This is a genomic window from Streptomyces sp. NPDC006197, assembly GCF_040613865.1.
Classification (GTDB): Bacteria; Actinomycetota; Actinomycetes; order Streptomycetales; family Streptomycetaceae; genus Streptomyces.
Window position 1 is genome coordinate 1 of sequence record NZ_JBEXSZ010000024.1, and the last position, 12791, is coordinate 12791.

14 protein-coding genes are annotated in these 12791 nt (G+C 74.4%); 7 read left to right on the top strand and 7 right to left on the bottom strand.

All coding sequences use genetic code 11. The features are described 5' to 3' along the window. Positions 1–337: 337 nt before the first annotated feature. Positions 338–1510 (top strand): alpha/beta hydrolase, encoded by a 1173-nt coding sequence (locus tag ABZ318_RS10410; RefSeq protein ID WP_356902066.1) that lies wholly within the window; start codon positions 338–340, stop codon positions 1508–1510. Between the two features lie 18 nt (positions 1511–1528). Here ABZ318_RS10410 and ABZ318_RS10415 read toward each other — a convergent pair whose 3' ends face one another. The 4 genes from ABZ318_RS10415 to ABZ318_RS10430 form a co-directional block, all read right to left on the bottom strand. After that, on the bottom strand, positions 1529–2113 hold the full coding sequence (locus tag ABZ318_RS10415) for a nucleosidase (RefSeq protein WP_356902067.1): 585 nt from the start codon (positions 2111–2113) through the stop codon (positions 1529–1531). A 91-nt stretch (positions 2114–2204) separates the two neighbouring features. Further along, positions 2205–2414 carry a DNA-binding protein gene (locus tag ABZ318_RS10420; protein WP_356902068.1) on the bottom strand — a complete coding sequence of 70 codons (210 nt, stop codon included), beginning with the start codon at positions 2412–2414 and terminating at the stop codon, positions 2205–2207. 68 nt (positions 2415–2482) lie between these two features. Then, entirely contained in the window at positions 2483–3841 is a 1359-nt protein-coding gene (locus ABZ318_RS10425) for a VWA domain-containing protein (protein WP_356902134.1), read from the bottom strand. Positions 3842–3930: 89 nt separating this feature from the next. Next, entirely contained in the window at positions 3931–4800 is an 870-nt protein-coding gene (locus tag ABZ318_RS10430) for a MoxR family ATPase (protein ID WP_356902069.1), read from the bottom strand. 183 nt (positions 4801–4983) lie between these two features. Between ABZ318_RS10430 and ABZ318_RS10435 the strand changes: the two genes are divergently transcribed. Both ABZ318_RS10435 and ABZ318_RS10440 read left to right on the top strand, forming a co-directional pair. Beyond that, on the top strand, positions 4984–6219 hold the full coding sequence (locus ABZ318_RS10435) for a SpoIIE family protein phosphatase (protein ID WP_356902070.1): 1236 nt from the start codon (positions 4984–4986) through the stop codon (positions 6217–6219). A 136-nt stretch (positions 6220–6355) separates the two neighbouring features. Then, positions 6356–6721 (top strand): luciferase family protein, encoded by a 366-nt coding sequence (locus ABZ318_RS10440; RefSeq protein ID WP_356902071.1) that lies wholly within the window; start codon positions 6356–6358, stop codon positions 6719–6721. A 20-nt stretch (positions 6722–6741) separates the two neighbouring features. On the opposite strand, the gene ABZ318_RS10445 is transcribed toward ABZ318_RS10440, so the two are convergent. After that, the gene (locus ABZ318_RS10445; protein WP_356902072.1) at positions 6742–7233 is read right to left on the bottom strand and encodes a PaaI family thioesterase; all 492 of its coding nucleotides are present in this window, start codon (positions 7231–7233) and stop codon (positions 6742–6744) included. A gap of 98 nt (positions 7234–7331) precedes the next feature. Between ABZ318_RS10445 and ABZ318_RS10450 the strand changes: the two genes are divergently transcribed. Together ABZ318_RS10450 and ABZ318_RS10455 are read left to right on the top strand one after the other, a co-directional pair. Then, on the top strand, positions 7332–7808 hold the full coding sequence (locus ABZ318_RS10450; RefSeq protein WP_356902073.1) for a helix-turn-helix domain-containing protein: 477 nt from the start codon (positions 7332–7334) through the stop codon (positions 7806–7808). 100 nt (positions 7809–7908) lie between these two features. After that, positions 7909–8766 (top strand): YhjD/YihY/BrkB family envelope integrity protein, encoded by an 858-nt coding sequence (locus ABZ318_RS10455; RefSeq protein WP_356902074.1) that lies wholly within the window; start codon positions 7909–7911, stop codon positions 8764–8766. A gap of 3 nt (positions 8767–8769) precedes the next feature. Here ABZ318_RS10455 and ABZ318_RS10460 read toward each other — a convergent pair whose 3' ends face one another. Beyond that, on the bottom strand, positions 8770–9612 hold the full coding sequence (locus tag ABZ318_RS10460; protein WP_356902075.1) for an ABC transporter permease: 843 nt from the start codon (positions 9610–9612) through the stop codon (positions 8770–8772). Further along, on the bottom strand, positions 9609–10517 hold the full coding sequence (locus ABZ318_RS10465) for an ATP-binding cassette domain-containing protein (RefSeq protein WP_356902076.1): 909 nt from the start codon (positions 10515–10517) through the stop codon (positions 9609–9611). Before ABZ318_RS10465 ends, ABZ318_RS10460 begins: the two co-directional genes overlap by 4 nt. 134 nt (positions 10518–10651) lie before the next feature. On the opposite strand from ABZ318_RS10465, the gene ABZ318_RS10470 reads away from it, so the two are divergent. Together ABZ318_RS10470 and ABZ318_RS10475 are read left to right on the top strand one after the other, a co-directional pair. Continuing rightward, positions 10652–12013 (top strand): histidine kinase, encoded by a 1362-nt coding sequence (locus tag ABZ318_RS10470; RefSeq protein ID WP_356902077.1) that lies wholly within the window; start codon positions 10652–10654, stop codon positions 12011–12013. Continuing rightward, positions 12010–12687, top strand: a complete 678-nt coding sequence (locus ABZ318_RS10475; RefSeq protein WP_356902078.1) for a response regulator transcription factor — start codon at positions 12010–12012, stop codon at positions 12685–12687. The genes ABZ318_RS10470 and ABZ318_RS10475 overlap by 4 nt, the downstream gene beginning before the upstream one ends. The last annotated feature ends 104 nt before the right edge of the window (positions 12688–12791 follow it).

Below are 12791 nucleotides of genomic sequence, written 5' to 3' on the forward strand. Positions count from 1 at the left end.
CGAGTACGGCGGGCACTTCCTGCACGAGGCGCGGACGTACGCCTCCTGGCAGTCGAAGGACATCCGCTCGGCGGTGCGGTCGACGGCCGGTTCCGGCCCCATCCGGGGACGTGAACGCCTCACCGTGGGCAGGCAGCCTTCCGTACCGTCAAGGACCTCCTGGCCGATGGGACGTCAGGGTGCCGGAACGGGAAAGGAGTTGGGGCTACGATCACCGGGACGCCGACCGGAGCCCGCCGATCCGCCCCGGGGCGGATCCCGTGTCAGACCCCGGGCTGATCGAAGGTCGGCCCGTGGACGGACGCGCGGGCCCGGCGCCCGCCCCTAGCGTGCTCGCATGATCCGTTTCACCAGGGCGGCCGCGGCCGCCGTTCTCGTCTGCTCCCTCGCCTTACCGGCCGGTGTCGCCACCGCGGCCGTCCCGGACCGGCCCACCACGGGCGCTCCGGTGCAGGCCGCCCGGGCCGCCACGCTGCCGGCGCCCACCGGACCGTACGCCGTCGGCAGCACGGTCCTGCCCCTCGTCGACCGCTCCCGTACCGACCCCTGGGTGCCCACCGCCGACGGCCGGGCGCTCATGGTCACGCTGCACTACCCGGCCGCCCACCCCGGCGGCGGCCGCCCCGCCCCGTACGCCACACAGGAGGAGGCGCGGCTGCTCGCCGAGCAGCTCGGGCCCGGCGTCTCCGGCGACGTGCTCGCCCGCACCCGCACCCACAGCAGGACCGGCGTCAGGCCCGCGCCCGGCCGGCACCCCCTGGTGCTGCTCTCGCCGGGCTTCAGCGTCTCCCGCTGGACGCTCACCCACCTCGCCGAGGACCTCGCCTCGCGGGGTTACGTCGTGGCCTCCGTCGACCACGCCTACGAGTCGTTCGGGATCAGCCTTCCCGGCGGCCGCACCCTCACCTGCGTCGCCTGCACGGCCCTCGACGGGGGCGGGGTGCACGGCAGTGTCGTCACCTCCACGCGCGCCGCCGACATGCGGTACGTCCTGGACCGGCTGACCGGACCGAAGCCCGTCTGGCGGTACGCCGACGTGATCGACGCGCGCCGCGTCGGCATGGCCGGGCACTCCATCGGCGGGGCGAGCGCGGCCTCCGCCATGGTGGCCGATCCACGCATCGACGCCGGGATCAACATGGACGGCTCCTTCTGGGAGGACCTTCCCGCGGAGGGCCTGCGGGGCCGCCCGTTCCTGATGCTCGGCACCCACGACAGCATGCACCTGCCCGGCGGGCAGGACGCCACCTGGGACCGGACGTGGACCGCGCTCGACGGCTGGAAGCGCTGGATCACGGTCGCCGGATCCGAACACTTCACCTTCTCCGACGGCCCCGTGATCTCACGTCACTTCGGCCTTCCCCAGCCGGAACTGCCCGCCGACCGGGCCGTCGCCGTCACCCGGACCTACGTCGCGGCCTTCTTCGACCAGCACCTGCGCGGGCTCCCGCGCCCGGTCCTCGACGGCCCGACGCCCGCGAACCCGGAGGTCCACTTCCAGCACCGCTGAGCCGCTCCGGGGCGGGAGTCAGGAGTGGTACGGGGTGTTCGCCTCCGCCCAGTCGGCCAGCGCCCGCGCGCACTCGGCGACCGATTCCCGCCAGGTGCGCGCGGCACCCTCGCCGGCCTCGTCGCTGACGTGCTTCACGATGCGCAGCGGCACCCCGGCGAGCTCCGCCGCCGAGGCGAGCGCGTACCCCTCCATGTCGACCAGCGGCGCCCGCTCGGCGAGCCGGGCGCGGGCCGCCTCGTCCGAGACGAACGTGTCACCGGTGGCGAGGACCACGTCACCGCCGTCCGGCAGCGTCAGCGGAGCGCCGTACGTCTCGCCGGTCAGCGTGGAGAGCAGCTCGCCGTCGAGGTCGTGCTGGACCACCGTGCCGACGACGTGCGTCCCGGTCCAGCCCGGCCGCAGGGCCCCGGCCGTCCCGAGGTTCACGATCCCGGACGGTCGCGGGCCCCGGCCGAGGACGGTGGCGAGCGCGGTCGCCGCGTTCACCTTGCCCATGCCGGTGAGCAGGACGGGCAGCTCCGTGTCGAGGAACTGCGCCTCCTCCTTGACGGCGAGGACGAGCAGGGGGCGGTCGGCCGTGATCTCTCCCAAGAGTTCCATGAGGGTCACGCTAGTTCGAGAGGCCGCCCGTCGTACAACCGGGCGGCCCCCAGCCCAGGGAAAGGCCTTGCTAGCCCAGGGAAAGACCCTGCTAGCCCAGGGAAAGCCCCTGCTCCGCGAGCGCCTTGCCCAGCACGCCCAGGGCCTTCGGCCCCACGCCGTGCAGCGCGGCGAGCTCGGCGGCGGGCACGCCGGCGAGCTGGGAGAGCCGGGTGTACCCGGCCGCGACGAGCGCGCGGGTCGCGGGCGCGCCGATTCCACGCGGGAGGCCCGTCCCGGGCCGGTCGGATCCGTCTGCCATGGAGCGATCGTGCCACGCGGGGGAGCGGCGGGTCGGCCGACGGCGCGGGGCCGGGGCAGGGCCCGCCGTCACACCGGGAGCAGCCGGCCGATCAGCTCCCCCAGCTGGCGGGCGTTGCGGCACGGGCGCATCTCCACGAGCTCGGCGTAGGCAGGGGCCACCGAGTCGCCCGTCCCCCAGAGCGAGGGCTGCTCGGGGTTGAGCCAGTGGACCCGGCGCGCGCGGTCCGCGACGAGACGCAGCGCCGCCAGGTTCGGGTCGGCGCCGTTGGTGCGGGCGTCGCCGAGGACGAAGACGACCGTGCGCGGGCCGACCGCCTCCGCGTACCGCTCGGCGAACTCCCCGAGCGCCGTCCCGTAGTCGCTCTGCCCGTGCCACCCCGTGAGCTCCGCCTCCGCGAGGATGCGGTCGCCGAGCCCCGCCGGGTCGGCCGCGCCCCGCGCGATCAGCCCGGTCACCTCGTCCACCCGGTTGACGAAGGCGAAGACCCGCACGCGGCTGAACTGGTCGTGCAAGGCCTGCACCAGCAGCATCGTGAACTGCGCGAAACCGGCCACCGAGCCCGACACGTCGCACAGCAGGACCAGTTCGGGACGCCGGGGGCGGCGCCGTCGCAGGACCGGGCGCACCGGCACGCCCCCGGTCGACAGCGAGCCGCGCAGGGTCCGCCGCAGATCGATCTCCCCGCGCGCCGCCCGGCGCCGCCGCGCCGCGAGCCGGGTGGCCAGCTTCCGCGCCAGCGGCCGTACCGTACGCCGCAACTCGTCCAGCTGCGCCCGTCCGGCCAGCAGGAAGTCCACGCTGTCCGCCGTCCCCGCCACCGCCCGCCGCGCGACCCGGTCACGGCCCTGCCGCTCGGCGACGCGCCGCCGGGCCTCGGTCCGCACGCGCTCCCGGAAGGCCTCGATGCGCCGCCGGATCTCGTCGTCGAGCAGCCGCTCGGTGAACTCGGGGTCATCGGCCGCGGCCGTCGCGCGCAGCCGCTCGCGCACCCGGGCGAGCAGCGTCTCGGGGCGCAGCCGGGAGAGCGTCTGGTACGAGGACCAGCCGTCCGACTCCGGACCGGAGCCGTAGCCGCCGAACCCGCCCACCGCCTCGGCGGCCAGCCGGTCGAGCGCGGCGCCGTCTCCGGCGGTGAGGGCCTCGGCGAGCCGGTCCCGCAGCGCGGCGAGGTCCGCGGGCGTGTTCTCGTACGCCTCGGCCGGGCCGGGGGCGGTGCCGAGCGGGAAGTACAGGTCGAAGACCTGGTCGAACACCGTCCGCCGGCCCTGTCCGTGGAGCAGCGTCGCCGCCAGCGCCTCCCGGACCCGCTCCCGTTCGGTGAAGCCGACGGCTTCGAGGGCCAGTCCCGCGTCCACGGTCTCCCCGGTCCCGATCCCGAACCCGTGCGCGCGCAGCGCCGAGACGAGCCCGGCGAGCCGCGCCACGGCTCCGGCGGTGCCCGCCGGACGGTCCGTGCCGGCCGGGCTCACCGCGGCCCCGGCGGCGGCCGCCGGTCCGTCCCCGTCCGCCGGGCTCACACCGTGTCCAGGTCGAGCTTGGCCGCCGCCTTCACGATGTCCTCCTGGTGCTTGAGGAGGACGCCGAGGGTCTCCCGTACGACCCGTTCGTCCAGCCGGTCCGCGCCGAGCGCGAGCAGCGTGCGCGCCCAGTCGATCGTCTCCGACACGGACGGCACCTTCCGCAGGTCCATCGCCCGCAGCGCCCCCACGACCCGTACGACGGACGCGGCGAGTTCGGCGTCGAGGCCGGGGACCTTGAGGGCCACGATCCTGCGCTCCAGCTCCTCCTCGGGGAAACCGATGTGCAGGAAGAGACAGCGGCGGCGCAGCGCCTCGGACAGCTCGCGGCTGGCGTTCGAGGTGAGCACGGTGAACGGCCGTTGCGTCGCCGTGATCGTGCCGAGCTCGGGCACGGTCACCTGGAAGTCGCTGAGCACCTCGAGGAGCAGCCCCTCCACCTCGACGTCGGCCTTGTCGGTCTCGTCGATGAGCAGCACCGTCGGCTCCTCGGAGCGGATCGCGGTGAGCAGCGGCCGGGGGAGCAGGAACTCCTCGCCGAAGACGTCCGTCCGCGTCTCGTCCCAGGACTCGCCCCGCCCGGCCGTGATGCGCAGCAGTTGCTTGGCGTGGTTCCACTCGTACAGCGCGCGGGACTCGTCCACCCCCTCGTAGCACTGCAGCCGGACCAGACGCGCCCCCGTGACCTCGGTGACGGCCTTGGCGAGCTGTGTCTTGCCGACGCCGGCCGGGCCCTCGACGAGCAGCGGCTTGCCCAGCCGGTCGGCGAGGAAGACGGTGGTGGCGACGGCCGGCGACGCCAGGTAGCCGGTCGTGGCGAGCCGTTCGGCGACGTCGTCGACGGAGGTGAAGAATCCGGTCGTCATGGCTGTCCCCCCGGGGAAGCGGAATCTCTTACTGGCCAGTAGCCTCAGCTGTACTTGATCAGATCGGGCACCACTGCACAACCGTCCCGCGCGAGCTCCGTGCCGAGCGTGGGGCGGTCGCGCGGTGGTGCAATGGGGAGACCGGGTACGCGACCCGGAGGCCCGCACGGCGGTGGAGGTGTCGTGACGGAACGGGACGAGGCCCTCCTGACCAGGGCACGGGCCCTGGAGCAGGCGATCGGCGAGATCGGCACGACGCTCGACGAGACGACCACCTGCCGTGAACTCGCGGCCTTCCTCGCCCGCCACCTCCACGGCGCCGTCACGGTCGACCTGCTCGACGAACCGGGAGCCCCGGCCCGCCGCACGGCATCGGCCGGCCTGCCACCTTCCGGGGCCCCCGCCGAAGGCCCGGCGACCGTCGGGACTTCTCCCGAGGGCCCGGCCGCCTCCGGAGCCACCGCCCCGGGCCCGGCCGTCTCCCCGACTTCCCGGGCGGGCTCCGGCGCGGCCCGCGCCTCCGCCGTGCCTCCGAGCGCCCCCGGTCTCGCCGTCCCCCTCGCCGTTCACGACGAGGCTCCCTTCGGGACCGTGATCGTCACGCGCCGCGGGCCCGCTTTCTCGGTCGACGAGGTCGCGGTCCTCCGGCAGGCGGCCCGGCTGGCCGCCCGGCACCTCGGTCACGCCCGCCGTCTCGTCGCCACCGAGGACACCGCGCTCCACCTCCAGCGCGCCCTCGTCGCCGAACCGGGCCGGCCGCACCCCAACCTGGAGATCGCGGGCGGCTACCTCCCGGCGGGGCCCCGCGCCCTCGTGGGCGGCGACTGGTTCGAGACCGTGCGCCTCCACTTCGGCCGCAGCCTTCTCGTCGTCGGCGACGTGATGGGCCACGGCCTCGACGCGGCCGTCGACATGAACGCCTACCGCACGGCGCTCCGCGAGGTCGCAGCGACCGATCTGCCGCCGCACCGGGTGCTGCGCCACCTCGACTCGGTGGTCGCCCAGGACGATGCCCGCCGCCCCGCCACCTGCCTGCTCGTCCGGGTGGACCCGGCGCGCGGCACCGCGACCTTCGCCAACGCCGGGCACCTGCCGCCCGCCGTGTTCGGCCCGGACGGCTCCGCCGAGCTCGTCGACCTCCCGGTGGGACCGCCGCTGGGCACCGGCGTCGGCGGCTACGAACCCACCACGCGCCCGCTTGCCCCGGGCGAGACCCTGCTGATCTTCACCGACGGCCTCGTCGAGCGGCGCGGGGAGGACATCGACCTGTCGCTCGCCCGTCTCGCCGCCCTCCGGCTCCCCGCGGGCTCCGGCCCCGAGCAGGTCGTCGAAGAGGTGCTCCGCCGCCTTGACGCGCATCACGCGGAGGACGACGTGGCCGTCCTCGCCGCCCGCGTCCGCTCCCGCCCCACGCCGTGACACGGAGTCACCCCACCCCCACGCGTAGCGGTGACGCACGGTCACACCACCCCCGCCGACGACCTGTTTCACGCCGCGGCGGGATTGTTGCGGTAGGACGCTTGTGCGCGGCCCCGCGGCCCGTCACTCTCCTCGTATGAACACGGCCAGGCATGCCAGTGAACGTCTGATGAGCTGGCCCTCGCTGTCCCCCGGCCGCGCCCATTGCGGCGCCGAGCTCGGACTGGGCACCGGGACGCAGGAGATCGTCCACTTCCATGGTGAACACGAGGCGGACGTCCATCTCACGCGCGCCATGGTCGCGAAGCTGCGCCCGGCCCTCCTCGGGTCGAGCGCGGTCCGGCTGCGGGCCGGATCGGGCTGGGTGACGGTCCGTCTGGACATGGGCTCGGACATCGACCTGCTCGCCACCCTGGTGAGCGCCGCCCTCCAGGCCAACGGCGTCCCCGACGTCGCCCCGGACGGCTGCACCCGCACCCTCCCGGTCCCCGGCACCCGCTGAACCCCCGGGGTGCCGGAGGGTTACGAGGGGACCGGGAAGAGCATGCACGTGCTCGTCGCGTGGGCGAGGAGCCGGTCCTCCGCGTCGTACAGGCCCGCCTCCGCCAGTGCCGTGCGGCGCCCCTGCGACAGCACGGTGCCGACGGCCCGGATCTTGCCCGTGTCCATCGTGATCGGACGGAGGAAGCGGGTCGACAGGTCGAGCGAGGTGTACGCCGTGCCCTGCGGGAGCGTGCTGTGCACCGCGCAGCCGGCGGCCGAGTCGAGCAGGGTCGCGTAGACCCCGCCGTGCACGCTTCCGATCGGGTTGTAGTGCTCCTCGCCGGGTTCGAGCGCGAACACCGCGTGTCCCGGCTCGACCTCCTCCAGGGTGAAGCCGAGCAGAGCGGCGATCGGCGGTCCGGGCAGTCGGCCCGCCACCATCTCCCGCAGGAAGTCGATGCCCGCCATCGACATCGCGGCGCGCGCGGTGGCCCCGGCGTCCTCCCACTCGACCGTGCGTGACCGCCCCATCACCACTCCACTCCGCTCACCATCTGACTCTGTATGGCGAAGCTAGCTTCCGTGTCGGCTGACTGTCAACGACAGAGCCAGGTGGCTACAGTGGGCGGATGAACTGGCTGGAGACGGATACGGAGAACTGCCCGGTCCGCCGTGCCCTGGACGTCGTGGGCGAGAAATGGAGCCTGCTCATCCTGCGCGAGGCCTTCAACGGCGTCCGCCGGTACGACGAGTTCCGCTACCACCTCGGCCTCTCGGAAGCCGTCCTCGCCGACCGCCTCCGCAAGCTCGTCGCCGCCGGGGTCCTGCGCAGCGAGCCCTACCGCGAACCCGGCGCCCGCACCCGCAACGAGTACCGGCTCACCCGCAAGGGCGTCGACCTCTGGCCCGTGCTCCTCGCCCTCAAGCAGTGGGGCGACACCCACGCCGCCGAGCCCGAGGGCCCGGTCCTCGACATCCGCCACACCGACTGCGGCGCCCCCGTCCGCGTCGTCGTCCAGTGCGAGGGCGAGGAACGAGCCGCCCTCACCGCCCGCGACGTCACCGTCCGCCCCGGCCCCGGCGCCCGCCCGCTCGCGGCCCGGTGATCCGGCCCGGTGACCGAGCCGAGGACCGAGCCGGGGACCGCCCACCCGTTCGGCCCCACCCCTGAGATGTCCCCGCGCCCCGCCGGGTACCTCACCAGGCATGCCCTCCACACCCGGTCCGCCGCGCGGCCGTGCTCCCGCCGAACACGGCCACTGGTTCGCACGGCTCCACACGCGCGTGCTCGCCTCCTCGATCGGCCTCGCCTGGAGCCGAGGCCGGGCCATGGAACTCATGCACCGCGCCATGGGCTTCGCGGCGCTCAGCCTGCTCACCCTCGTCCCCCTGCTCATCGTCATCGCCGCGGCCGACCTCGCCAGCGGCCACGGCTTCGCCCGCTGGCTCGTCCAGGGCCTCGGCGTCTCCGAGGTCTCCCAGGAGGAGGTCGAGCGGCTCTTCGGCCAGCCGGGACAGGCCCTGCAACGCACCACCGCCTTCGGCCTCGCCGCCCTCGCCGCCTTCGGCGTCACCTTCGGATCCGCCGTACAGACCGGGTACGAGCGGGTCTGGGACCTCCCCACCGCCCGCTGGCACACCATGTGGCGGCACGTCGTCTGGCTCGGCGTCCTCATCGCCTCCCTGCTGCTCTTCGTCGCCTTCCCCGCGCCCGAGAACGCGTCGGCGGGCGTCACCACCCTCGTCGCCCTCGGCGACCTCCTCGGCACCTTCGTCTTCTTCTGGTGGTCCCAGCGCTTCCTGCTCTGCGGCCGCATCCGCTGGCGCGCCCTCGCCCCCGGCGCCGTGCTCACGGCCCTCGGACTGCTCGGGCTGCGGATCTTCTCGCAGCTCGTCTTCTCCCCGCTGATCGCCTCGAACGCCGTGACGTACGGCCAGTTCGGCACCGTCCTCGTCCTCCAGTCCTGGCTCGTCGGTGTCGGTTTCGTCGTGTACGGAGGCGCCCTCGTGGGGCGCCTCGTCCACGAACACCTCGTCCTCCGCCGACTGCGGCGCCCCCGGTGACCCCTACTGGTCCCGGCCCCGCACCGCGAGGACCGTCACCGCCGCCCCGCCCAGCGCCCACAGCACGAACACCAGCCACGCGCCGCCCGCCGACCACGGGAACAGCTCCCCGGCGGGCGGTCCCGCGTCCGCGAGCCGCTGCCAGGCGTGCAGCGGCGTCGCGTGCGCGAGCACCGCCGTCAGGTGACGCCGGTCCGAGAGCACCGCGGGCAGCAGCAGGAACAGGACCACCGCGCCGACGACCGAGATCGCGGCCTTCCGCAGCAGCGCGCCGATCGCCATCCCGCCCACCGCGCACACCGGGGCGAGCAGGGCCGAGGCCACCACGACGCGCCCTGCCCCCGGGTGGGTGATCGGCAGCCCGATGTCCCGGGCCGACAGCACCGCCTGCGTCGACCAGAACGAACCGAGGGCGACCACCGCCCCGAACACGGTCTGCACCACTGCCACGACCAGCACCTTCGCCGCCATGAGGGCGCCCCGTGCCGGTACCGCCGTGAACGTCGTACGGATCAGCCCGCTGCTGTACTCGCCGACCACCGCGACCGCCCCCATGGCGGCCGAGGCGAGGATCAGGACCAGCGCCGCGTTGTACGTGAAGGCGTCCCACAGCGCCATGCCGTTCGCCACGAACTCGGCCCGGCCCGCCTCGTCGTACTGGAACCAGTAGCGGTAGTGGTCCCAGGCGGTGCCGAAGTTGAAGGCCACCACGGCGAGCGCGCCGAGCAGCAGCGACCAGCCCGTCGAGCGCAGCGACCACAGCTTCAGCCACTCCGACCCCACCAGGTCACGGAAACGGGCACGGAGCTCCACCACGGAGGCCACGGGAACATCGAGGGTCGTCATCGGGCGTCTCCTGCCGGGTACTCGACGCTGTCGGCGGTCAGTTCCATGAACGCCTCCTCCAGGGAGGCCGTACGAGTGGTGAGCTGGTCGAGCAGCACCCGGTGCTCAAGGGCCAGTTCGCCGACGCGGGCCGCCGAGAGCCCGGTCACCGTCAGCAGACCGGCCTCCTCCTCGACCTCCGCGCCCTCCCCGAGCAGCAGCGCCGTCAGGCGCGCCCGATCCGGCGTGCCCACCGTCACGCTCAGGCGCCTGCCCCGCGCGGCGAATTCGGACAGGCTCTCCGCCGCGATCAGCGCTCCCCGGCCGATGACCACCAACTCGTCCGCCGTGTGCTCCATCTCCGTCATCAGATGGCTCGACACGAAGACCGTGCGGCCCTCCGCCGCCAGTCGCCGGAACAGCCCCCGCACCCACTTCACGCCCTCCGGGTCGAGGCCGTTCAGCGGCTCGTCGAACAGCAGCACCGGCGGGTCGCCGAGCAGCGCTCCGGCGATGCCGAGCCGTTGCCGCATGCCCAGCGAGTAGCCGCCGATCCGGCGCCTGGCCGCCCCCGCCAACCCGACCTCCTCCAGGACCTCGTCGACCCGGGAGAGCGGGATGCGGTTGCTGCGCGCCAGGACCGCCAGATGCGCCCGCGCGGTGCGGCCGCCGTGCACGTCCCCGGCGTCGAGGAGCGCACCGACGTGCCGCAGGCCGCGAGGCCGGTCCGTGAACGGCCGGCCGTCGACCGTCGCCGAGCCGCTCGTCGGCGTGTGCAGGCCCAGGACCATCCGCAAGGTGGTGCTCTTGCCCGATCCGTTCGGGCCGAGGAATCCGGTGACCCGGCCCGGCCGGACCGTGAAGGTGAGCGCGTCGACGGCGGTCGTGGCGCCGTAGCGCTTGGTGAGTTCCCTGACTTCGATCATGGCCACCACCGTGCCGTCCGGGACCCGCGCCGGGCATCGGACCAGCACGGACAATCCGCGGCGGGCCGTGTCACCCCAGGTCGTACACCCCCGGTCCGATGCCCGCGGCAGGGACCGCCGTTTACGATCACCGCATGTCCGCCACCCCGTCAGCACCGTTCTACAAGAGGGTCGCACCCGGCGGGTGGGCCGCCGTCGCCTGGGGCGCGGGCATCGCCTTCACCGCCCTCCTCCGGATGCCCGTGCCCGGTCAGGAAGGGCCCGACGTCCTGCCCGGCTTCGTCATCCTGCGCTGGGACGGCCTCACCATGCTGGCCGTCTCCACGCTCCTCACCCTGCGCGGCAGCGCCCTCCTCGCCCGGCGCCCGGTCGCCGCCCTCAACCACCTCCTCGTCGCCTCGGTCATCGCCTCCACCCCCCTCGGCGTCACCGCCATCCCCTTCGCCCAGTACCTCGCGGTCGACGTCGCGCTCTACGCCATCGCCGCCGCCCGCCCCCGCCCCGAGGCCTGGCGGGCGCTCCTGCTCGCCCTCGGACTGCTCGTCGTCTACGTGGCCGTTCGCCTGCTCGCCGGTTGGAGCGCCGGCACCACGAGCACCCTCGCGGTCGCCCTGGCCGCCCTCGTGGCCTGGCTCCTCGGCCGCTCGGAGGGCCAGGCCCGGGAGTACGCGGAACGGAGCCGCGCCCAGGCCGCCGAACAGGCCGTCACCGCCGAACGCCTCCGGATCGCCCGCGAGATGCACGACACGGTCGCCCACAGCATGGGGATCGTCGCCCTCCAGGCCGGGGCCGCCCGCCGGGTCATCGCGACCCAGCCCGAAGCCGCCCGGCAGGCCCTCACCGAGATCGAGACGGCGAGCCGCGAGACCCTCGCCGGCCTGCGCCGGATGCTCGGCGCCCTGCGTACGGCGGACACGGAGACAGAGGGGGAGGCGTACACCCGGTCCGAGACGGCCCCGGCCGCCACCGGCCGTACGACGATGGCCCCCACCGCCCCCAGCCGTACGACAACCGCCGCCGACCGTACCGAGACCGCCACCGGCCGTACCGCGATCTCCGCCGAAGTCCGGGGACTCCCCGAGATGCCCGGTCTCGCCGCGCTCGACCGGCTCGCCGAACTCACCGGGAGCGCCGGCGTCCGGGTCGCCGTCCGCAGGGTCGGAGCCCCGTGCCCGCTGCCCCCGGACATCGACCTCTCCGCGTTCCGGATCGTCCAGGAGTCCGTCACCAACGTCGTACGGCACTCGGGCGCCGACTCCTGCACCGTCACCGTCGACCACCGCGACCCCGCGTTCCTCGCCCTCACCGTCGAGGACCGCGGCCCCGTCCCCGGCCACGCGCGCGTGAGCCCCGGCCCCGGCTCCGGGTACGGCCTGACCGGGATGCGGGAGCGCGTCGCGGTGCTGCACGGAGAGTTCAGCGCGGGACCCCGCCCCGGTGGCGGCTTCCGCGTCACCGTCCGCCTTCCCCTGCCCACAGGAGTCACCCCACGATGAGCCAGACCACCGCCGGGCAGCCGGTCCGCGTCGTCCTCGCCGACGACCAGCCCCTGGTGCGCACCGCGCTCCGGATGGTCATCACCGACACGACGGACCTCGTCGTCGTCGGCGAGGCCGCGAACGGTGCCGAGGCCGTCCGCCTCGTCGAGGAGACCGGCGCCGACGTCGCCGTCATGGACCTGCGGATGCCCGGCACGGACGGCATCGAGGCCACCCGGATCATCACCGAGGGCCCCACCGGCGCCCGAGTCGTCGTCCTCACCACCTTCGACGACGACGACCACGTGTACGCGGCGCTCCACGCGGGCGCGTCCGGATTCCTCGTCAAGGACATGGCCCTGGACGACATCCTCGCCGCCGTCCGCGTCGTCGCCTCCGGCGACGCCCTCATCGCGCCCAGCGTCACCCGGCGCCTCATCAAGGAGTTCACCGAACGCCCCAGGACCGTGCCCGCCCCGCGCCGCCGTGCCGAGGGGATCACCGACCGCGAGCGCGAGGTCCTCACCCTCGTCGGACGCGGCCTCTCCAACACCGAGATCGCCGAGGCGCTCCACATCAGCATCGCCACCGCGAAGACCTACGTCACCCGGCTGCTCGCCAAGCTGGCCGCCCGCGACCGCGTACAGCTGGTGATCATCGCGTACGAGGCGGGCCTGGTCTCCGCGGCCTGACGGTCCGGCGGTGCTCACACGATCCGGTGATCCACTCGCGAGGCGCCGGCCGGCCCGCCCCGGACCGCTTGGATGGAGGCGACCCATCCGGTCCGTCGAGAGAG

Coding starts and splice junctions, on each gene's coding strand:
- ABZ318_RS10465 (WP_356902076.1), bottom strand. CDS start 10,517: ATGATCGAAGTCAGGGAACTCACCAAGCGCTACGGCGCCACGACCGCC.
- ABZ318_RS10420 (WP_356902068.1), bottom strand. CDS start 2,414: ATGGCAGACGGATCCGACCGGCCCGGGACGGGCCTCCCGCGTGGAATC.
- ABZ318_RS10430 (WP_356902069.1), bottom strand. CDS start 4,800: ATGACGACCGGATTCTTCACCTCCGTCGACGACGTCGCCGAACGGCTC.
- ABZ318_RS10440 (WP_356902071.1), top strand. CDS start 6,356: ATGAACACGGCCAGGCATGCCAGTGAACGTCTGATGAGCTGGCCCTCG.
- ABZ318_RS10450 (WP_356902073.1), top strand. CDS start 7,332: ATGAACTGGCTGGAGACGGATACGGAGAACTGCCCGGTCCGCCGTGCC.
- ABZ318_RS10470 (WP_356902077.1), top strand. CDS start 10,652: ATGTCCGCCACCCCGTCAGCACCGTTCTACAAGAGGGTCGCACCCGGC.
- ABZ318_RS10455 (WP_356902074.1), top strand. CDS start 7,909: ATGCCCTCCACACCCGGTCCGCCGCGCGGCCGTGCTCCCGCCGAACAC.
- ABZ318_RS10445 (WP_356902072.1), bottom strand. CDS start 7,233: ATGGGGCGGTCACGCACGGTCGAGTGGGAGGACGCCGGGGCCACCGCG.
- ABZ318_RS10460 (WP_356902075.1), bottom strand. CDS start 9,612: ATGACGACCCTCGATGTTCCCGTGGCCTCCGTGGTGGAGCTCCGTGCC.
- ABZ318_RS10410 (WP_356902066.1), top strand. CDS start 338: ATGATCCGTTTCACCAGGGCGGCCGCGGCCGCCGTTCTCGTCTGCTCC.
- ABZ318_RS10475 (WP_356902078.1), top strand. CDS start 12,010: ATGAGCCAGACCACCGCCGGGCAGCCGGTCCGCGTCGTCCTCGCCGAC.
- ABZ318_RS10415 (WP_356902067.1), bottom strand. CDS start 2,113: ATGGAACTCTTGGGAGAGATCACGGCCGACCGCCCCCTGCTCGTCCTC.